This window comes from Rhodococcus sp. P3_B8 (assembly GCF_056402775.1).
On record NZ_JBFUGT010000012.1, the window covers coordinates 1 to 19,426 of the forward strand.

15 protein-coding genes are annotated in these 19,426 nt (G+C 63.1%); 9 read left to right on the forward strand and 6 right to left on the reverse strand.

The features are described from left to right. Positions 1-1,447: 1,447 nt before the first annotated feature. The 3 genes from AC1D1G_RS07520 (at position 1,448) to AC1D1G_RS07530 (ending at position 4,308) form a co-directional block, all read left to right on the forward strand. On the forward strand, positions 1,448-3,067 hold the full coding sequence (locus AC1D1G_RS07520; RefSeq protein WP_477951610.1) for a ParB/RepB/Spo0J family partition protein: 1,620 nt from the start codon (positions 1,448-1,450) through the stop codon (positions 3,065-3,067). Between the two features lie 115 nt (positions 3,068-3,182). Then, the gene (locus AC1D1G_RS07525; RefSeq protein ID WP_005571224.1) at positions 3,183-4,040 is read left to right on the forward strand and encodes a ParA family protein; all 858 of its coding nucleotides are present in this window, start codon (positions 3,183-3,185) and stop codon (positions 4,038-4,040) included. A gap of 73 nt (positions 4,041-4,113) precedes the next feature. Then, complete coding sequence (locus AC1D1G_RS07530; RefSeq protein ID WP_005571223.1) at positions 4,114-4,308, forward strand: hypothetical protein; 195 nt, start codon at positions 4,114-4,116, stop codon at positions 4,306-4,308. A gap of 234 nt (positions 4,309-4,542) precedes the next feature. Here AC1D1G_RS07530 and AC1D1G_RS07535 read toward each other — a convergent pair whose 3' ends face one another. Beyond that, the gene (locus AC1D1G_RS07535; RefSeq protein ID WP_242323783.1) at positions 4,543-4,779 is read right to left on the reverse strand and encodes a hypothetical protein; all 237 of its coding nucleotides are present in this window, start codon (positions 4,777-4,779) and stop codon (positions 4,543-4,545) included. 925 nt (positions 4,780-5,704) lie between these two features. Beyond that, positions 5,705-6,625, reverse strand: a complete 921-nt coding sequence (locus AC1D1G_RS07540) for a ParA family protein (protein ID WP_043792356.1) — start codon at positions 6,623-6,625, stop codon at positions 5,705-5,707. A gap of 1,649 nt (positions 6,626-8,274) precedes the next feature. Here AC1D1G_RS07540 and AC1D1G_RS07545 point away from each other — a divergent pair. Both AC1D1G_RS07545 and AC1D1G_RS07550 read left to right on the forward strand, forming a co-directional pair. Further along, entirely contained in the window at positions 8,275-9,369 is a 1,095-nt protein-coding gene (locus tag AC1D1G_RS07545) for an integrase (protein WP_477951611.1), read from the forward strand. Positions 9,370-9,621: 252 nt separating this feature from the next. Then, the gene (locus tag AC1D1G_RS07550; protein ID WP_206016697.1) at positions 9,622-10,731 is read left to right on the forward strand and encodes a hypothetical protein; all 1,110 of its coding nucleotides are present in this window, start codon (positions 9,622-9,624) and stop codon (positions 10,729-10,731) included. Positions 10,732-11,024: 293 nt separating this feature from the next. Here AC1D1G_RS07550 and AC1D1G_RS07555 read toward each other — a convergent pair whose 3' ends face one another. Beyond that, entirely contained in the window at positions 11,025-11,531 is a 507-nt protein-coding gene (locus AC1D1G_RS07555; protein ID WP_477951612.1) for a helicase associated domain-containing protein, read from the reverse strand. A 650-nt stretch (positions 11,532-12,181) separates the two neighbouring features. Here AC1D1G_RS07555 and AC1D1G_RS07560 point away from each other — a divergent pair. Further along, positions 12,182-12,523 (forward strand): histone-like nucleoid-structuring protein Lsr2, encoded by a 342-nt coding sequence (locus AC1D1G_RS07560; protein ID WP_477951613.1) that lies wholly within the window; start codon positions 12,182-12,184, stop codon positions 12,521-12,523. Between the two features lie 81 nt (positions 12,524-12,604). Here the strand turns inward: AC1D1G_RS07560 and mihF are convergent, their stop codons facing one another. Beyond that, positions 12,605-12,922, reverse strand: coding sequence for an integration host factor, actinobacterial type (gene mihF, locus AC1D1G_RS07565; RefSeq protein WP_005564740.1), 318 nt, complete (start codon positions 12,920-12,922; stop codon positions 12,605-12,607). A gap of 372 nt (positions 12,923-13,294) precedes the next feature. On the opposite strand from mihF, the gene AC1D1G_RS07570 reads away from it, so the two are divergent. Continuing rightward, entirely contained in the window at positions 13,295-13,507 is a 213-nt protein-coding gene (locus tag AC1D1G_RS07570) for a zinc finger domain-containing protein (protein ID WP_420855168.1), read from the forward strand. A 539-nt stretch (positions 13,508-14,046) separates the two neighbouring features. Here AC1D1G_RS07570 and AC1D1G_RS07575 read toward each other — a convergent pair. Then, a complete protein-coding gene (locus AC1D1G_RS07575) occupies positions 14,047-14,715 on the reverse strand; it encodes a ScbR family autoregulator-binding transcription factor (protein ID WP_275957911.1) in 669 nt (222 codons plus the stop codon). A 1,047-nt stretch (positions 14,716-15,762) separates the two neighbouring features. On the opposite strand from AC1D1G_RS07575, the gene AC1D1G_RS07580 reads away from it, so the two are divergent. Both AC1D1G_RS07580 and AC1D1G_RS07585 read left to right on the forward strand, forming a co-directional pair. After that, positions 15,763-17,610: an RNB domain-containing ribonuclease gene (locus AC1D1G_RS07580; RefSeq protein ID WP_477951655.1), complete on the forward strand. Its 1,848-nt coding sequence runs from the start codon at positions 15,763-15,765 to the stop codon at positions 17,608-17,610. A 404-nt stretch (positions 17,611-18,014) separates the two neighbouring features. After that, positions 18,015-18,269: a hypothetical protein gene (locus AC1D1G_RS07585; protein ID WP_005572871.1), complete on the forward strand. Its 255-nt coding sequence runs from the start codon at positions 18,015-18,017 to the stop codon at positions 18,267-18,269. Between the two features lie 508 nt (positions 18,270-18,777). Here AC1D1G_RS07585 and AC1D1G_RS07590 read toward each other — a convergent pair. After that, positions 18,778-19,425, reverse strand: coding sequence for an NUDIX hydrolase (locus AC1D1G_RS07590; RefSeq protein ID WP_477951614.1), 648 nt, complete (start codon positions 19,423-19,425; stop codon positions 18,778-18,780). Position 19,426: the final 1 nt, after the last annotated feature.

Genomic DNA, 19,426 nt, shown 5'->3' on the forward strand with positions numbered 1-19,426 from the left:
GGTGATGCACCGTGCATCACCCACGACTCGATCGAGCGACGCTCCCGTGAGCGCTAGCTGGTCAACTTCAAGTCCCATCCTCCTGTTCCTTGCATAAGTCGTCACACGCCCACTCCCCCGGTGCCGTCCAGGCCCGGTTGCGCTGCCTTGGGGGGACGGCCTCGCCAAGGTGAACCAAGGCAGTGGACTCGGGAGAGCGTCAATATGCCGGAGCAACAAGGGTGCAGCGCAACGGGATGCCCCGCCGATCGCTAGAGCGAAACCGACATGCGCGCGGGGCCGTCCATTGCATCTCAGGACCCAGTTAGCCGGCGACCGGTATGACGCCACTTCCAATTGGCCCCAGCCCTCAGCGGAGGTTTCCCACGAGGCTCATCAAGTGGAATGGCCTCGATGCTGATACGGCCCCAACAAGAGCGTGAAGGTTCACCGCCTCGACGTGACTTGCAACCCGTAGAGCAAGATCCGCTTCGTAACGAACGCCTCATCGATCGGTCTGGCAATGACCGTCCTACCCGGGCGTGAGACTCTTGTCGCCAGCGCCTACCGCGGCTTCCAACCTCATCCGACTGCCTGTGCGGTGATGCACGGTGCATCACCGCCGACATGCCACCCGCCTCGCTCCTGCGGTATTGATTCGGCCCGGTTTGGGGTGGGATAGGCCTTCGGTGATGCACCGTGCATCACCGAAGGCCTCGACAACGGAAGGACTCGGCCGCGCGGGCGGTCAAGTAGGCGACGAGCCGCGCTGAGCGACTCCCTTGCGGTGATGCACCGTGCATCACCGCGAAGCGTGTTGTGTGGACCTCGCCTCGCCCCGGGGATCTTGACTTGGCCCGGCATGGGGTGGGTTACGCCGACAGTGATGCACGGTGCATCACGGCGAGATCCGTGAGGTGGTCTACGAAATGTTGCGTGACTCCTCGAGATATGCGGTCCGCTGCGTCCTCTCCGTTCGGGTTCTGCAGTGGCGGTGTTACCGCAAAGGGGCAGGTAAGAACGTCGAGGCCCATGACCGACGCGGTGGGGCGCCACCGCTTCGCACGGGCGGTGTTGACTTGGGAGTGGGGTGCGCCTCTGGTGATGCACCGTGCATCACCAAAGGCCGACAGGGAGTCGGCAGGGAAGGGGCTCGGCCACGCCTAGCGGTCAAGTGGACGACGAACCAGGCTGATCGCGAATCCTCTGCGGTGATGCACGGTGCATCACCGGTTGGCAGTGGAACGCTTACCTGGGCGCTGGGACTCTTCGCTGCCGAACCTAACCGCGGCTTGCAACCTCATCCGACTGCCTGGGCGGTGATGCACCGTGCATCACCCGGAGTTCAAAGCGATGTGATGCACGGTGCATCACCGCATAGGCGACACGCCGCCGGAGATATCAAAGGAGGCAGATCGATCCCAGTACGCTCCATCTAAATACATGCAAAGCATGCGCAGAATGGAGGATGATGAACGCCGGAGTGACATCCGAAATGGTGGCCGCCAGTCCATCGACCGGTCCGGCCGCGACCAAGCGAAAGCCAGCCGCGCGCAAACCGGCAGGCAGGAAGACAGCGAGTCGGTTCCGAAAGTTCGCTGGCGGCGAAGAGAGTGAGGAACTCGCGGCCGCCGCCTCCGGTGATGTAACTACTACGCAGGCGAATGGTGATGCAAACTCGGGCGGCATCACCGCCGCGCTGGCCGGATTGGCTGCAGCCGACGGTCAGACCGTTGTGCAGGTTCCGGTTCTCCAGACCGCCCCGCACCCGTTCAATGACCCGGACAGGTCCAAGCCTCAGACTGGCGACCCAAAGTGGGATGAACTAGTCAATGGGGCCAGGGCAAACGGCATCAAGGTTCCCGCACTGCTGGTAACGCGCGAGGGATTCCTCGCGGAGCGGCCTGACCTCGCTCACGCTATCGGTGACGATGCCGAGTATGTAGTCATCTATGGGCACCGTCGTCGTGCGGCCGCCATCGCAGCCGGCCTGGCAACGATTCCTGCGGTAATTGACGACGCCGTGATGGACGATCACGGCGACCTCGACGCCATGACGCTGGAGAATCTCGGACGCCAGGACCTTTCGGAGATCGCCGAGGCTCAGATGTTCGCTCGGTACTCCGAGTTGGGAATGGGCCAGCGTGCCATCGCGGACAAGCTGGGCGTCGATCAGGCGACGGTGTCAAGGCGGCTGTCGCTGTTACTCCTTGCCCCCGAGGTCCAGGCTGCGATTGCGGAGGACTCGATTCGAAGCGCCGAGGGCGCCGCTTTGGCGGGCGCGCTCCCCTACGGTCCCGCACGGAGCTGGCAGAAGAAGCCAGACCCGGCGCAAAGCTCGGATACCCGTCGTTCCGAGCAGCTCGCGGCGTTCACGCTGATTTCTGATCGCGGAATGAGCCCGACGCGCGCGGCTGAACGTGTGCTGACGGAACGGAAGTCCCGAGAGCAGGCATCGGCCGCGGGACTCGATATCGTGGATCCGCGCGAGCGGTTCGGTGAGAGCTTCCATGAGCATCGACTGTTCGAGGTGTCCGATATCGATCTCGCGAGCACCAAAGTCGTCGGCGCGATCGACCCCGGGCAAGGAACGCTTGTCTACTACGCCGTCGACAAACCCGCTCGAGCCGAAGACAATGCCGACGAGTTGGCCGCGAAGCGGGAAGCGGAAGCAGGGGCGGCGGCAGCGAAGGCGCGTCGAGAAGCGGGCAAGAAGCTCGCGGCCTCCGTTCCGTCACGGGAGAAGTTGGTGACCTTCTTTATCGACCAATACGCCTATGGCATCTCCGCTCTGGCGACGAGCAAGGAGGGGTGGAGGCTGGCGCAGGCATTTGTTGGATTGGAAGGTCTCGACTCCACCGAGTTCCGGGTGAGTGTTGAGAACGGCGACGAGAAGCGCCGCAGTGAGATCGCCTGGGCATGCGCGGTTGCAGGTTACGAACTCGCGGCAGCCGATTCCTCCCGGGAGTGGGGCCGTTCTGATCTCGCGTACTTGGAGTTGCTGTCCGAGCGTGCCGGTTACAAGCCGACCGCATGGGAGGAAGCCCGCCTCGACGCCGCGCGCCGCGCACTGTCTCTCGCCGATTGACGTCGGTGATGCACCGTGCATCACCGAGTTCGCCCCCGCCGCGGGGTGATGCACCGTGCATCACCCATAAGCGGACACCAACGAATTCAGAACCTTCAAACCGCAAGGAGTTCCCGTGGCTACCTACGCAGTAGCAACCCTGTCCGGCAGTGCCGGCAAAACCACAACGGTCACCTCGACCGCCACGCTGCTCGCCCAGGACGGATACCGCGTCCGAGTTCTCGACATGGACAGTCAGGCAAACGCAAGCACCTGGCTCGGATACCCGGAAGCCTCCGGCAAGACCGCCGCCGACGTCCTCCGGCGCAACGCTTCTATCAAAGAAGTCGAACGCCCAGCGCGGGTGCTGCGGGGATACGACGAAGCCGACCAACCCGTGTACGAGGAGATCCCCAACCTCACAATCGTCCCCGCCGCTCGTGACACACTCGACAAGCTGATCGTGGAGCTGCCCGCAGTAACCGGTGGTGTCCTTCATCTGCGTGACGCCCTCGAGGAAGCGGATCCTGTCGACGTCACCTTGATCGACTCCCCCGGCTCCTTGAATGTTCTGGTGATCGCCGGCATCCTCGCGACAACCGTCGATGAGGAAGGGCCGTACGGATCGTGGGGCCTGATCACATGCACGAAGCCCTCCGGCAAGGAGAACGAAGGCATCCCGGCGTTGGAGCAGGAACTGCGGAAGATCAAGCGGACCTACCGCGTCGACGTTCCGCTGCTGTCCATCGTCCCCTGCGCAGTCCCCCCGATCGGCGACGTTTACCGTGAGCAGATGGACGATCTGCTGAGCGAATACGAGGACAGGGTGACGCCCCCGATCCGTCGCGCGAGCATCGTGGATGAGGCCTACACGAACTATGTTCCGGTGCCGATCTACGGTTACAGGGCAAAGACGGTCACCAGCGACTACCGAGCTGCGCTGACTCACATGCAGAAGCTGGGGCTGTTCGGACAACGGGCAGTGGTCGCGTAGGGACTGGAGGCCACCTGTGGTGAACGATGTTGGGCGGCACATGCGGCCTTCACGTGGGACGAGCACAGTCAATGTGCCCCATGATCTGCACGCGCTCGCCCGGGCCGCGGTACGCCTCGTGCGTCGCAAGACCGGGCGACCGTACTCGCTTATGCAGTTCACGCAGGAGGCGTTCGCAGCGCAACTGAGAGTGATTGCCGAGACCTACAACGATGGTCGCGCGATTCAGCCCGACGCCGAGCCGTTGGAGCCCGGTAAGGCGGTGTGAGGCAAGGCGGGTGGCGTGGAGAGCTCTAGAGGCAGGCGGAAGGGCCTGTGACAAGCCGTCGATGCAATCGCCGCGGCGGGTAAGCCCTCTGCTGGATCGTCATAGGCAAGCGAGGGCTACCAAGCGAGGGTCGCGAGCCAAGTCGGTGTGGTCGGCGGCGCGGTTCCGGCGCCACGATCGATAGGGCTGGGCTGTCCCCTTCCCGCGTTGATCGTGCCGTGCCGGACGGTGCAGTCAATCGTGTGTTGGACGACGGAAGCGGCTCCAGAGTCCACGGCATGCGTACGCCGTTGCCGCACTGCCGCCGAAGATCAGAAGGATCAGAATCAAGATCGCCGTAACCGACGTGCTGCCCTGGCCACTGACCCATTTCCAGCCCAGCGAGAGGCCGGGCGCCAGTGCCGCGAGACCGACCGTGAGGAGTGCGACCAGACCCACGATCGTGTCTCGGGAGAACGTTGTTTCGGCCACCGCGTCACCATATCGGGACGGGTGTCCGCAGTGACGACCTTTTCCCGGAGGGTCCGCGTGCGATGTGGTGTCCGATGGGCTGGGGACGCCACCGCCACTTTGTTGAGGCGACGATGGCTCTCTCCACGACTGGACGCCCCTCCCCCGGTTCCCCGCTCCGTTCGATTATCGATTCGCGCGTGTCCTGGTGCGGTTGCCGTTATTCAGTCTGGTCTGACGCCCAAATAGAGGCGGAGTGCGTGTTCGACCAGCGCGCTACGGCTACCCGCGGACCACTCTTCGGCTAGAGCATCGAGTGTGGCGGTATCGGAACCGATGATCCCGGCAAGAGGCACACGAGCTTGAATCTCGCTGTGCCGTCGGCGGCGCGGTTGCGCACCTGCCTCGCGCCGCTTGAACAGTCCAGCGCTTGCTTGAGGTTCTGCGGCGCTCCAGTGGCGTTGAAGTTCGCCGGCGTGCCTGTCAACAGCGTCGAGGACTACTTGCCCATAGGGACGCGCCGTTGCGCGGTCACGCTGTCTTTCCTCGAGCGTGAGTTGGCGCAGTGCGGTGTATACCGCCGGGGGGAGATAGACCTCAGGAGGGGCGGTCCGGATTGGCACCGTGCTGCTGTCGCTGCGTGTTTTGGGTTTCCGACGGGGCGCAACGACCGGCTTCGAAGCCTCGGACTGCAGTTGGGGGGCTTCAGTTTCAGCGTTCGGCAATTCTGGCGACGCGTCGTCCGACTCGGGGGGATCGGGCAACGCTGCGGGTGACGGTTCCGGTACGGTGGCCGCTGCATCGCTTTCTGGGTCGTCCGATGAGGGTGCGGACTGCGGGGCAGTCGTTTCGTCGACCGTTTCGGTGACGATGCTCAGCGTGGGGAGCAAATCGTCGAGATCTCCAAGAGCTCCGGGATCGAACGCGGCCTTCCGGCGTCGTGCACTCACGCCACTCCCCCGGAGACTTCGTCCTTCTCCGCCGACGCCAACCGGCTGAGAACTTCTCGGGTAAGGGATTGGTAGTCACTCGCGAGACCGGACGGGTCTCGGGACCACAAACGCTCTCCAAGGCGCTTCTTGTCGCGCAGCCGCTGGATCCGATTCTTCAGTTGATCCTCGGCGGCGGCGACCAGTTCCGCGGGGGTCAGGTGACGGATCCGGAGATCGACGGCGGCTGCACGATCAGAGCGAATGAAGGTTTCGAACGGAGCAGCGCCGCTACCTTCGAGCAGGTCCTCAACCTGCTCGAAAACTTCACGGTTCCGCGCTGTCGCGCGTGGGTTCGCGTCAAAGAGAACGACACCGAGAAGTTGGATGAGGGAACCGTTCTCCCGTGCGCGAAGGTAGCGGGCCGCGAGGAGCTCCACTCCCGACAGGCTTGCATCGTCGTCCTTGGTCGGCACGAGGAGGTACCGCGCGGTACCCAGCAGTGCGTCGAGCAGTGGGGCGTCTCCGGGGCCCGAGTCGATCAGAATCAGGTCGTAGTGTTCGACGGACTGCAATTCGGTGAGGGTGGACACGAGGTTGCCCCGCAGATCCATTCCTGATTGGGCGGCGGTCGCTGCGATCGCGCCGATCACCGCGAGTGCCGGTCCTCCGGGGATGAGATCGAGGTTCGGTCGGACCTCTCGGGTGGGTTCGAGCGGGTGCGCGTACTGAAGGGCCATGCTGAGGCCCTTCCCGCGGTCTCCCTCAACTCCGAGATCGGAGGCTGTGACGTTTGCCTGCTGGTCCGCGTCAACGACGAGTACCCGGCGTCCGGCGGCTGAGACCATGCCTGCGACCGCTGCGACGATCGAGCTTTTGCCGACACCGCCCTTTTGGTTGGCGATGAGCACACTGCGCGGGGGCTGCGTTGGTGACATGCATAGCACGGTACGGCTGGCCGGTCTCCTAGATGGCCAACGACACGCCCCTGTCTAAGGGGGTGCAACACGTCATGAGTATCGCCGTTGCTAAGGCTATTACCCACGCCTGTTCAATGGTGGTTGGAAAGGTTGCGCAACAGGTCTTGGTAAAGGCTTTGTGAATGGTGTTGACAGTGGCCTCATGGGCCGTCTTGCGAAAGGTCGGGTTGATGTTCGTGTACACGGCCTATTCGAGGGCGGTGTATCTGGGCATAAACAAGGTGACTGTGACGATCATGTCACCGGCGGTTATCACGGTGTTTGTTAAGGACGTTGCCAAGGCCATATTTAAGGCCATAGATATACGAGCAGTTCAGAGGGTATTTTGTTCGTTCAGATTGGCAGACGTGAACGGTTCACATAGCGACGAAATTAGTTCTCTTGTTGCCCGAATCTGCGCGGTGGGGGAGTGGTCTCTGCCTGCTCGACACCGACCATTCGGTGCCACGGTGGGTCGTTCCCCGACACGGAGTGGCGAGGTAGGAACCTGGTCTTGCTGACGGCAGCCGAAGGCGGCCTGGCGCCTCTCGTGAAGCGCGGAGCCATAAACCTCCTGTTCAGAGGGGGAAATAGCTCTCGTTGCTGCATACCCGGGCCGGGGAGCGGGGGTGGGTGCCGGCTGGCCTTCGGTGCACCACCAAGAGCGCGATTGGCGTCCATGTTCAACTCCTGGATTCAGCTGCCACGAACAACTCATGTAAGGCCATATGCAAGGCCATACCAAAGGCCATTAGCATGGTCGCCACTGCGGTCTCTGGTTGGCCGGGGCGATCGGTGAAGAGTGTCGCCGAGTAACGCCTGGAATCCGCTCTTAGGTGCGCGGCCACGCCTGGAACCCACCCACATTTAGCCCGCCGCACCCCCACCCGGTGTTACGTCACTTGACGAAACGCCGGGAAGGGGCTGTCCTATCACTTTCGAGATAAGTGACGGCCCCAGTCTCGGTAGAAGGGACGCCTGCAAACGGGTCTTGATAGCTCGGAGCGAGAAGCGGGGCCGAAGGCATTCGTCACGTCATCGTCAATGAGCGCAAAGCCGTCGGCGCAGTGCCTCCAACCAGTTATCGCGTGCCGGCGCAAAATGGGGAACCGTTGCACAAGTCATGCTGACCGCAGCCATCACGTCTGATGGCAACGAAATGCCTGGTCAAGAGGTTTCGGTGTGGTTTCTAGCAGCGGGATCTAGGCCCGTCTGCCCCTCGGCGAGCGGTAAGTATTCTGCGGAAACGGCGAAGGCAAGTAGCTAGGTCCAGTCACTTCCACAATCTGTTATCAGACCCACGCTAAAAGGAGCTCAGCACTCGATGTGAGGAAGAGTCCCCAGGTCAGGACCTCTTCCAAGAGTATAGGCGCCATCCGAGCAATGGAAGTTGCGATCGACTGTTGCGGGGAGCTGCCTCGGGTTCCATCAACGTCAGAAGGAAGTGTCAGGGGGTGGTCGTGTGAGGGTGTGGGGAGCGGGGTCCGCTTCAGTCGGCCGCGCGACCGGGGTGATGCACCGTGCATCACCACATCCGGCAAACGAGAACATCGCGTCCGCAGCTGTGCCAGCACGGCACGGCGTGGCGGATCCACGAAAACGACCGCTACGCCTGGAATGATGTGCGCGTGAGCAATCACGATGTGTCACGCCCTGCAAGCTCGACGTCAGCGGAGGCCATGCCTACCGTTCCGTCGGGCGGTGACGCGACGGAGTCGCTGCCGGGAGTTGACGATCGAATCGTCGCCGAACTCGACCGGCTGCAATCTGCCAGCACTGCACGAAATTACCGGCAGGACTGGGTTAGGTTCGCGAGTTGGTGCGCGCCCGGTGAAATTTCATTGATGCCGACCGATCCTCGTGCTGTCGCCGCCTATGTGCGTGAGAGCGCGGAGACGCGGTCCGAGGTGGGCGATCGGATGTACTCCATTGCGACATTGAGTCGGTGGGTGGCGTCCATCAACTATTGGCACCGCGCATCTGGATTGCCCCTGCCCGGTCGGTCGCCGTGTGTCAAAGACGCGCTCGCGAACGCGCGAAGGGCGTACAAGCAGAACGGTGACCGCCCGACCAAACGGGCGCACCCACTTCGTATCGGCGAGCTCGAAGGAATTGTCGATGCGAGCCGTCGTGACGCGACGACATGGGTCAAGCGTGCGCGCGAGCGCCGTGACAGCGCACTGTTGCTCATGGGTTTCGCGGGGGCACTTCGGCGCTGCGAGCTGTCCATGCTCACCATTGCCGACGTGGCCCAGTGCGGAGACGGGGATCTTCGCGTCCAGATTCCAGGTCCGCACGGGGGTCTGGTTGATGGCTTGATCAACCATGTCGAGTCATCGCGGGATCACACAATGTGCGCGCCGTGTGCCTACAGGCGCTGGCTCGAGGTGGTTTCGGCTGTCGACGGCTTCGGTCGTCCAGGTGTGATTCGGTTGCTCCACCAACACGAGGAGTTCGAAGGCCACGTCTGCCTTTCCGCAGCGCCAGTTGTCCAGGATCCGGCGCTACCGGTTTTCCGTGCGATCCGTGCGAACGGCAACATAAACTCGGGCGCGCTCTCGGGCGCTGCAATTCATGCCGCGATACGGCGGCGCGCAGCCCTTGCCGGCCATTCCCACGAGTTCGTCGAAAGGGTAGGGGGAGAGTCGTTGCGGGCCGGCTCTGCTGCGGGGCGCCTGGACAACGACTCGCAGCGCTGCCGATCTTTGCGCCGCACGGCTTAGTGTCGTGAGTGGTCTTGGGAGCGAGCGTAAGAAGAGTTGGGCTCCGGGCCCGATCTCGCTATTGGGAGCGAAGGTGACAGAGGGCGGGGCTTTGGTGAGCGTGCGGTTGCATCTTCGTCCGTTGCGCGGCTGGCCCGGGGGACGAGGCCGAACGTGCGGAGGGGGCAGCAGGCCGACTCGGGAAGAGAACTCTCTGGGGGACACATGGCTCGGGTGCGTGATCGGCGGCATCGTATTGCATAGCCTCGTACTGTGACGATCGGGCAGTCGGAAATCAAAGGCGTGCAGGATTTTTCCGCGCTGTTTCCCCGGCAGGGTCAGGGTGCACAGTACCGATACGATTGGGCTCTGTTCGCTGATTGGTGTACTGCGCTGGCGGCGTCGGCGCTCCCCGCTGATCCCCTTGCCCTCGCGAGCTTCCTTGACGAGCATCCGGCGGCTCAGTCCACCCAACGGCGCCGTGTCGCAGCGATCAATTGGGTGCACAACGCCAGTGGGTACCCCACGCCTGGGTCTGCTCGAGTGATCCGCCAAGTTCTGTCAGCACGTGCAGGTAGACGCGACGATCTCTCTCGCACCGCACGCGGGGCGTTGTTGACGCTGCCAACTGTCGGTTGGCCACAAGGACTGTTTGGCCGAAGGGATGCGCTCATCCTGGTGCTCAACTGCATTGTTGGGATGTCCGCGATCGAGGTGGGGGACCTTCAACGGAGCGACGTCACGTATGACGGGAGTATCGTGGCCGTCGGCGCCGGACACGCTGTGGAGCTGCACCCATTAGCGGACGACCCTCGGTGCTGCCCTGTCGCGATCTACCTGAGATGGGCACGCCTTCAGGCGTTCTTCGATCGCTACCCCTCGAACCGAGTGCTCGCTCGAAGTCTTGCCAGTGCTCATGAAATCGCCGATGACACAGTGGAGCCCTACGGGAAGCTGCCGGGTCTGCGGGAGGGCCAGGACGGGCCCCTGCTGCCGAGCTTCGATCAGTGGGGACATTTCGCCGCACTCCGCCGCGATCGCCGCGGGGTGTCCGGCAAGTCGGTCACGGCGATCGTTACTGCGCATCTGACGGGAGTCACTTCGGCGAGTCATTCCCGCTCCGATCCGACGGACAGGCTTGCCGATGTCGAGGTGGAAGATGAGGTGTCCTCGTCTTGTGTCGACGGCTCCGAGAACGGGATGGACTTCACATCGTTCGGCCCGGACACACTTGCCGATCAGTATGAGGCGGCTATCGCTCGGAAGTATGCGGATGTCCGGGCATTGGGAGACCTCGCCGAGGCGTTCGAGGATATCGATCGGAAGGCCGACGCGATCCTAAGTCGCACTGAGGAGCTGCTCGCGCAGATGGGCCTGGCGTAGTCGCGGGCGGTGCGACCGCCGGGAATGCACAAGACCCTGTAGGGCAGTCCTGTCCCAGTGAGTGAACGCTGAACAGTGTCCTTCGCCGAGAGGTTTGAGGGTGGGTGAGGATTCCGCCGTGCAATACGGGCGTACGTATTGCACGGCATGGGAACGTCCGACCGCGCAGGCGGATGGCGTACGACAATTCCCGCACCTGGATTTTTAAGGACCTCCGCAATGGGCATAGTGCGAAGATGCAGAGACTGCTCTATGCCTGTTAGACGGAGGGACTGTTGGGTCGGGATCGGTGGCTACGCTGCGGTTCTCGGTCCGCGCGGGCGGGGACCGGGAGAGACTCCAAGTGCGGCGAGTGGGCCACGCTCTTCGTCTGGTAGCGCATCGGATCTCCACTTCTTCACTGCCCGGTAGAGCCACTGACCGACCTGCTCGCCGTCAGCGTTGACATAGTTCGCGGGAACGAGTGCATTGCCATGCTGCTCACGGTAAGCGGCGATCTCGGCCAGCATTCGACGTCGCTTGCTGTCTGTCCGGGTGACCGCGGGTAGTGGGGCGTCGTCTTCGCTCCATACGAAGCCGATTGAATCGAGTTGGTGAATGCGCTCTGCCGGAAGAGTGCCGAGCATTCGCGCGACGCGCTGGCGGTACTGCCAGCGACCGAGCTGGAAGCCACATTCAGTTACGTAGTTCTCGGGTATCGCTGTGTGAGGATGTTGTTGCCGGAATGCTGAGTACAGCTCCAGCGCCGAGGCTGCGGACCGGTGAGTACGCATCGAGATCAGTCCTTCTGTGGAATCCATATATTTGTAAAGTACATAGCTTCTTCTTCAGCGATGTCAACCACATCGACCGCGTGTCATGAAAATCGCCCAGATCGAGGTGAGGCGACCACCGGACTGTCGGCGAGCATCTGTTCACCAGATTGCCCGATCGTGTCCTTTTGCAGTCGTCCTCAGTGAGACGGCCGAAGGCATTCCCTCCGTTCGCATCAGCGGGATCTGGAAGTGTCGCATTCATTTAGTTCGGGGTCCTGTTGAGCTGTGTGGACATCCGAGGGATCCTCGCAATGGCCGCATGTTGTTGCTCCTCGCGGGCTCCGAAGGTCCGCGCCCGCCGAGAATATGACATCTCGCTATCGGGGATTCATTGTCGCGGTTGGTGTTCAGGCCGCGTAGGTCCAGGAGTATCAGCTGGCGGTGGGGCATCATGGTTGCGCGCATGCCCGTGAACCAGAGGCCCTGCCGTCGGCGGGATGTGGACTGCTTGAATTTTCGCGGCTCCAGTGCGATGCGAGTTGTGAGCCGGGACCTATGCCGAGTGGGCAGTGATCGCGCCGCCCTACTCAACGCTGGAATCAGCGGTGTTCTGTTCGAAACCTGTCACGGAGTGGCAGGGGAACATTACTTCGCAGTAGTGTTCCCCGGGTTATCGACGATGAAGGAGTGGAATAGTGGCGCGCAAGATTGTTGTCGAATGCATCGACGACATCGACGGAACTCCGATCAAGAACGGTAACGGGGAGACGACTGCGTTCTCTGTCGACGGCGTCGACTGCGAGATCGACCTGAAGGACAAGAACGCCAGGGAATTCCGCAGTATTCTTACCTACTACATCGAGCACGCAACTCGAGTCGGCGGAAGGAAGCGTCGGTCGACTCCTTCAGTAGAAACGTCGCAGGGGCGCAAGCGGGCAAAGGAAATTCGGGAATGGGCGACCACGGAGGGCTATCAGCTGTCCGCGCGCGGACGTATCCCCGCTCAAATCGAGGAAGCGTACAGCGCCGCTCACTGAGTCCACGCCTTCGCGCGAATTCGACAAACAGCCTCCAGCCAGCTCACTTCGAGTTGGCCGGAGGCTGTGGCAGTTCCAAGGTCAGGAGGCGGACGACGCTTCTATCAGTGCCTGGCGCTGGTTGGCTCCGAGTCCGCCGATACGACGGGTCTCGGCGATCGACAGTTCCTCGAGGAGCTTCGCGGCCTTCACGGATCCGACGCCGGGGAGAGCCTTGAGCAGCGCCGAGACCTTCGTCTTCTTCACGATTTCGTCTGTTTCGGCCTTCGTGAGTACCGCTTCGACGCTGAGGTCGCCAGCTTTCACTGCGGAGAGGAGTTCGCTACGCGCCTTGCGTGCTTCAGCGGCCTTCGCCAGTGCTTCGGCGCGTTGTTCGGGTGTTAAGACAGGCAGTGCCATGATGGTGCTCCTTGTTGCGTTGTTCGGCCAGATCGTGTGGCTGTCCCTTGCCATCGTGCCAGGTGGAACGGAAATGTCCGCGTCTTGAGCGGTTGGGACCGACCTCCGGATGGCTGTTCTTACGTCTACGGATGTGGGCGACGGTGTATTCGAAGAATACGTCGTCTGGGTGGTCATCGTCGCAGAGTCGCTTCTCGATACTTCGAGGTGCATGAGCTTGGGTCGGCGTGCTACCCACCTCCGTGCCGGCGTTAGGAGGGGCGGCCGAAGGTTCCTCAGTTTCGTGCGCTCGGATGGATTGCGCAATGGTGTCGGTGGTGGCGTGTGTGTCGGTGCGGCATGATTCGCCATACATGGTCGTGGAGGTGAGTGATGGATCCATTCGAGTTCGTTGCTCATATCCCCTGTCCGCACTGCCGCGTAGGCATTGGTGAACGGTGTGTCACCAAGGACGGGTACGTGCGGAAGATCCCCTGCCTTCACCGCGTGAAACTCGCTAAATGGCCTGACCCGGAAGAGCTTCCAGATAGTGGGTCCAAGTCGGAGCGTGATGATGGCGAGCTTGGGGGCTCCCTCGACGGGTGAAGTGCGCCCCTGAATCCGACGACGTGGCGGCTGATGCACAGGATCCCACGACCAGCAAGCTCCGACCATCTGGCTCCTGCCTAGTAGGGGCCGCTGCAACAACGTCGTCCGCTACTGGCCGGGGCCACCGCTCCGTTGGCGATGGCCAAACTACACCTACGACATCCTGCACGCGAATGTCCGACTCATCCCCATCGAGAATCGACTGGTGTCCGCCTCACCGAATTGAAGGAAAGGGCGTTCATCGCGCGGCGACGCAGCCGCCAAGTAACTACGGTGCAGACTGCGACGACATGCTGTTACCCTACCCACGTATTTGTTCAACACGCTGTTGGACAAGTATGGAATTGTCGGAACGCATGGTTGCGACGGCGTTATCCGGCGATGACGATGCTTTGCCGCCCATAGCGTCTCGACGAGTAGATGCTCGGGGCGATGGTCCTAATTTGGCACCCGGGGTAGGTCGGGCGCCGTCGTCTCTTTCAGTGGACGGAGGTGGGGTTCGGGTCCGCACCTGGTCGACCGGGTGACGCGTTTCGCTAGGAGGGCACGAGGTAGGAGGATAGCCGACGAGCGGCGAACTGGGAGAAGTAGTCGACTTTCGCGTCGTCGACTAGCCCGGGCAGGAAGACCTTCCACGCGGTGGTCATACGCTCAGGCAGTTCCCTCAGTGTGTCGGTTGCCGCTGCCAGTAGACGCGTGCCGAATGCCATCTCCAGCAGCAGACGGCCCGCCTCATCCGGATTTGTGTCAGCGCGGAAGTCGCCTTCTTCGACTGCCCTTGCCGCCAATGCCTGGTAGGTCGAGATCCATTGATCGAAGACCACGTTCCCGGTGCCTCGGAAGTCGCCCATCTCGTTGAGAAGGCGGAATGCGGCCAATACCAGGTCGTCGTTGTTGGACGGGTCGATCATCACATACGAGATCCCGATCAACGTTTCCAGAGCTGGTGTGCGGGAGTCGAATTGTTGAGAGCATGCCGATTCGAGGGTTGCGCAGCCCTCGTCGATAACTGCCCGTGCCAACTGTTCTTTCGAGCTGAAGTGGAAGTACAGTGAACCCTTCGTCACCCCGGATTCGGCGATGATCTCCTGTAGGCCCGCCTTCACGTAACCCAGGCGGTTAAACACCTCAGCTGCGGCGGCCACTACAGCCTGCCGCGTAGCGATTGCACGCTTCTGCAAGGCGTTCCCTTCTGTATTTCCCACTGTTCATATCAAACCTACAGGTTGGTATTAGTTTGTAAAACTGGACAAATGTCCTATTTTCGCTGCGCATGGAGGTCTCCGGCAAGGCTGTCTCCGGTGCGCGGGTGGCGCCGACTCGCCCAGGGACGTCGCCGGGCGAGTCGGCTTAGTTGCCGAGAAGTCGGCAAGATGTCGGCACGGGCGATTTGATCAGTCGGCGTCCACCTGCCGTCGAGGCCGAGGAGAGAAGCGTGTCAGCTGGATTTGGTGGGGGAGGATGGCCACACAGGGAACCGAGTTCCGTCCTTGTCGTGGCGGTCGATCTGGGCGATGCCGCGCCGGGGTGGATGGGGCCGGTGCGTCTCGTTAATCGCGTGAAAGTCTGATTCGAATGTCTTCTCGCTCGATGTTCCATCATCGAGCGTTACCAGGTACCTGGGCATACTCAGAAATATGCCACTGCGGCTCGCGGTTCGGGCAAATTCGTAGGATCCGCCGATAAAACAGTCAGGACCGACTTCGATTCAGCGACAGCATTTTCCATCCGCGGTGGCCAGCGGCCAGCCGGGCGGTGGAGACGGTGACGGGGTGGAGTGTTGGGTGGACCTCGGCCGCGCAGGTCCACTGGCAGGTAGGGGGCAATGTGAACTCTCACCGAATACACGGCGCGCCTCGCGTCAGGTTGTCGGCCCGGGTGTTAGACCAGATCTACGCTTTTTGAGCGAGGTGATCGTCTTGTTCGTGCTGGTCGGGCGTGTTCGTGCACGCTGGAGACGCTCCCGTACAACGCGGCCCCCGTTTCGGTGGTCGTCAGATCCGGAAGCAACGGGTACTCAGGGGCACGAGACCGGCACCAGGGGCGTGGGGGACACCACGGTGGGCGGGGACAAAGCTGCCTCAACAGGGCGTTGGCGGCGTAGCCGCAAGTCCGCTGGATCGGTGGGCGTGTCGAAGGGAAGAGGTGATCGACACTGATGTCCGTCGCTGGTACTGATGGTTTCTGGTGCAGTGTCGCTGCCGATTTCTGGTTGAGGAGGCGCAGTGTCCAATAGTGGTGTGCCATTGTTGATGGTGGATCGGTCCGAGGCCCTCGATCGCGATGATGCGTTCGCGGTGACCGAACTCGCCGACGGTTCGGGTTGGAAGTTGGAGGTGCACATCGCCGGGGTCGCGGACGTCGTGGCCCTAGGTTCCGACGCCGATGCGACGGCATTCCTGCGCCGTGAATCGAAGTATCTGTCCCGTCGGACGGTGCCGATGCTTGGCCGCGACACCGAGCAGGCGGCGACATTGACCGAGACAGCGGAGAGGTCCACGCTGCGGGTACTAGCAGATCTGTCCGCGGACGGGGTGGTGTCCGGGGTGAGCGTCGATCGCGGGCGGGTGCCGGCCGGTAGGTGCATCGCGGTCGATCATGCGCAGATCACCGAAATCCTCGGCTCGGTCGACGACCCGCTACACGAGGGCGTGCGAGCCGCGAATGACGCCGCGCAGGTGCTGCTCCAGGGACGTCGCAGGTCCGGTGTCTTCGCCCTCTACGATCTCGCGCACGGCTGGGGCTCCACCGAGGAAGGGGGAATCGCGCCGATCCCACTGGACGTGCGCACGGTGGGATATGTCATCGTGCAGGAGTTGATGATCGCAGCCAACGAGGCCATCGCCATGTGGTGTGTGCAAGAGGACCTTCCGGTCCTGTTCCGCAATCATCGCAGCGCGGTGACCGCGGGCAGCACCGAGGACCTCGCGGCGGAGGTCGCGGTGGCGATGACCGATCCAGTGCTGTTCGAGAAGCTGCGTTCGCGTCTGCAATCGTCGTATCGTGCTGCCACCTACGCCCCGACGGTGCACGGCCATCACGGGCTCCGGCTGGCGGCGTACACGCACGCAACGTCGCCGCTGCGCCGGGTGTCGGACCTGATCACCCAGCGGGTGATCTTCGCCCACCTCGACTCCGCTCCGGCCCCGTACACGAGCGAGCAACTCGGCAACCTCGCCGCCGATATCAACCGGCGTATCGCAGCGGACCGGGAAGAGAAGGCAGCGCACTTCAAGGCACGTGATCGAAAGGTGACCGCGCAGGTCGTCGCCGCCGGCGAACTCGCGGTACTCGACTCGAAGCGGTGGGCGAAGGTGCTCGCGGCTGCAACAGCACGTGACCCGATCGGTGACGTGGTCAACGAGTTGCGCCGCCGCGTGCAGACCGACGACGTGACGGTGACCGCGATCGTGACGTTGCTCGAAGCCGGGGAGAATTGGGCGCCGATCCGACGTGAGGTCTTCGACTGGGCATCGCGGGCGCATCCGGAGTTCGGGCCGAGTGTGGTGTCGATGTGGCTGCAGGCGCATCCCGACCTGCCCCGGCCCGAGATCGACGGCGATCACCGCGGGCCCTCGCACACGCCGGTGTTCGCGGCACGAGTCCGGGTGGGTCAGGTCTGTGGGCCGTGGGCCACCGCGGGCAGTAAGAAGCGAGCCGAGCAGGACGCAGCGTGGGGCCTGACGAAGGCCGTCGCGGCAGGGGAGAGCCATCCGGAGGTCGACTCCCCGCTGCGGGACGACCCGCAGCCGGTGCCCCCGAGCACCACGCATGCAGGGGTACGGGCGCGGCCGGCATCAGCGCGCAGCGGACCCATGGATTCGGACTCGGGCCAGGCATCGAGACGGCGGGAGCGAGCGCAGAAGAACCCGATCGCCTGGGTGATCAGCCATGCCGAACACCACGGCCATCCCTCCCCACAGTGGGCCGTGAGAATGGAGGGCGCCGCCCACGCGCCGGTGTTCACGTGCGAAGTCCGCTACCTCGACCACACAGCAACCGGCAGCGGGACAACAAAGAACCTCGCAAGAACCGCCGCGGCAGCGGACCTTGTCGATTCGCTACTTGACGAGACGTCCCCAGCCCGATCACACCGGTAAACCCGAAGCTCACCCACCCGTCCGTTTCGATAACGACTTTATGGCGCCGCCGTGGCCACGGGCGGGGGCGAGCTCTTGATCCCTCGGCGGCGAGCGGCCCTCCGGCCAGCGAAAGGGGAGCGCTGGTCGTTGGGCCTGGCTGCCACCGGGGCCGTCGAACCCGCTGTGCAGCGTAGGTCAGGAGTACCCGCGGAACATCGAATTACTCCGCGCTTCGCCCCGGAGAAATCCGACCGCAATGCGGTCCGTGGGCGAGCCGCATTCCACCTCGCCACATACGCGGCCGGCGCACTTGTGAACCCACATAGCCTGAGCACAGATCGGCCGGTGGTTGTGAGTTCGCCTGGTGGGCGCGGATAGGTCACGCTTATGCTCCGAAGGGCAGCCGAAGAAAGGTGCAGTCCATGAGCGACGAGAGCGAGAAGAAGTCGGCGTCACCTGATGCGATGCGCGTGGGCACCCGGGTGCTGGTGCGTAGGCCGTCTGAGGCAGCGACAGGCGTGATCGTCGAGGACTACGCCGAACTGACCGACACCGCTGGACGCGGCCACGATTGGGCACCTGTCCATAGGTGGGCGGTCGCCCTTGACGACGGCCGTCTGGTCTTCGCCGACACCGAGGACCTCACGGTCGATATCGGCACAGCAGACTCCGAATAGCCGGCAGCACCACTGACGAGGTGGTCGGGAACGGTCGCACCGGCGAGTCGGTGCTGCTTCCCCAAGATCATCCCGAACCACGACGAGGAACGTTCCGACCCTCCATACGCCCTCCCAACCACCTCGGGATCTGCCATCACCGACCCAGCCACGAACCTGAGAAAGATTCGTTGCTCGACTGAATTTTCCAGCTCCTCCGCAATGGCTCATATTGTCGCAGTAGACAGTTCACGGGAACGAGTGCGACACGACGCTTTCGAGGGCGCACCGACGGTATACCGACCAATCCCGACTGGTACTACAACCTGCGTCACCGCATGCGGCAAAGATCGAACGAGACACCGAGCAGTACCCGGTGACAGGGTATGAGGTGTCGAATCCGAGCCCTGACCCCGAACAGCTGCGACCAGACTCGTTGCTACGTCTATGCTCGCGTCAGCGACCGAGGTCAGCAGGGACGGTAGCCCCGCTCGGTGCGCACGTGGCACGGTGACCGTGAGAGTGTCAATTATGGTGTGGTCCAACGCCATACGACTGCCGGTCGGCCGGTGGCCTGCACTCGGACGCGCTCGTCGGTACGTTCGAGTCCCGGTATCGCCTTGAGCGTGCGATTGAGATTGCCTTGATCGGGCCGGCTGCCCGTGAGGGCAGTGGTGACCGTGACTGCGTGGGTGGCGGGAAATTCTGCGCCGAGGAGGGCCCGGGTGAATGTTGCGTCCCGCCAGAGGAGGCTGGTGGCCAGGATGCGGCGTCCGGCCGCGACGATGCGGTCGTGGTCGAAGGCAAGGGTGCCGTGTTCGTCGAAGCCACGCCACAGTGTGGCGGCGGCCGGGTCCGTGGTGATGTTGTCGGCGGTGATGACGGCCCACATGGCGATGGACAGGGTCGGCCCGCGTGGGTCGCGACTGGGTTCGTCGAACACCTCGAGTTGTCCCACGGCCAGGATCGCGTCGTCCGGGATACCGAGCTTGGTGGTGACGGCGCGGCGGGCAGCCGTCTCGAGGCGTTCACCGGCGCCGAGAAGGACACCGGGCAGGGCCGTCTGCCCGGTGTACGGCTCCCAGCGGCGGGGTGCGACGCCGTAGCGCAGCGAGCCGGGCTCCGGGTTGCCGAACCGGAGAGCGACCACGTCGACGGAGACCGATGACTGTTCCATA

What these genes read in the sequence shown, in the direction of transcription:
- AC1D1G_RS07580 (WP_477951655.1), top strand. Translation starts at nt 15,763, where the DNA reads ATGGTGGATCGGTCCGAGGCCCTCGATCGCGATGATGCGTTCGCGGTG.
- AC1D1G_RS07585 (WP_005572871.1), top strand. Translation starts at nt 18,015, where the DNA reads ATGAGCGACGAGAGCGAGAAGAAGTCGGCGTCACCTGATGCGATGCGC.
- AC1D1G_RS07520 (WP_477951610.1), top strand. Translation starts at nt 1,448, where the DNA reads ATGATGAACGCCGGAGTGACATCCGAAATGGTGGCCGCCAGTCCATCG.
- AC1D1G_RS07570 (WP_420855168.1), top strand. Translation starts at nt 13,295, where the DNA reads ATGGATCCATTCGAGTTCGTTGCTCATATCCCCTGTCCGCACTGCCGC.
- AC1D1G_RS07555 (WP_477951612.1), bottom strand. Translation starts at nt 11,531, where the DNA reads ATGGATTCCACAGAAGGACTGATCTCGATGCGTACTCACCGGTCCGCA.
- AC1D1G_RS07540 (WP_043792356.1), bottom strand. Translation starts at nt 6,625, where the DNA reads ATGTCACCAACGCAGCCCCCGCGCAGTGTGCTCATCGCCAACCAAAAG.
- AC1D1G_RS07590 (WP_477951614.1), bottom strand. Translation starts at nt 19,425, where the DNA reads ATGGAACAGTCATCGGTCTCCGTCGACGTGGTCGCTCTCCGGTTCGGC.
- mihF (WP_005564740.1), bottom strand. Translation starts at nt 12,922, where the DNA reads ATGGCACTGCCTGTCTTAACACCCGAACAACGCGCCGAAGCACTGGCG.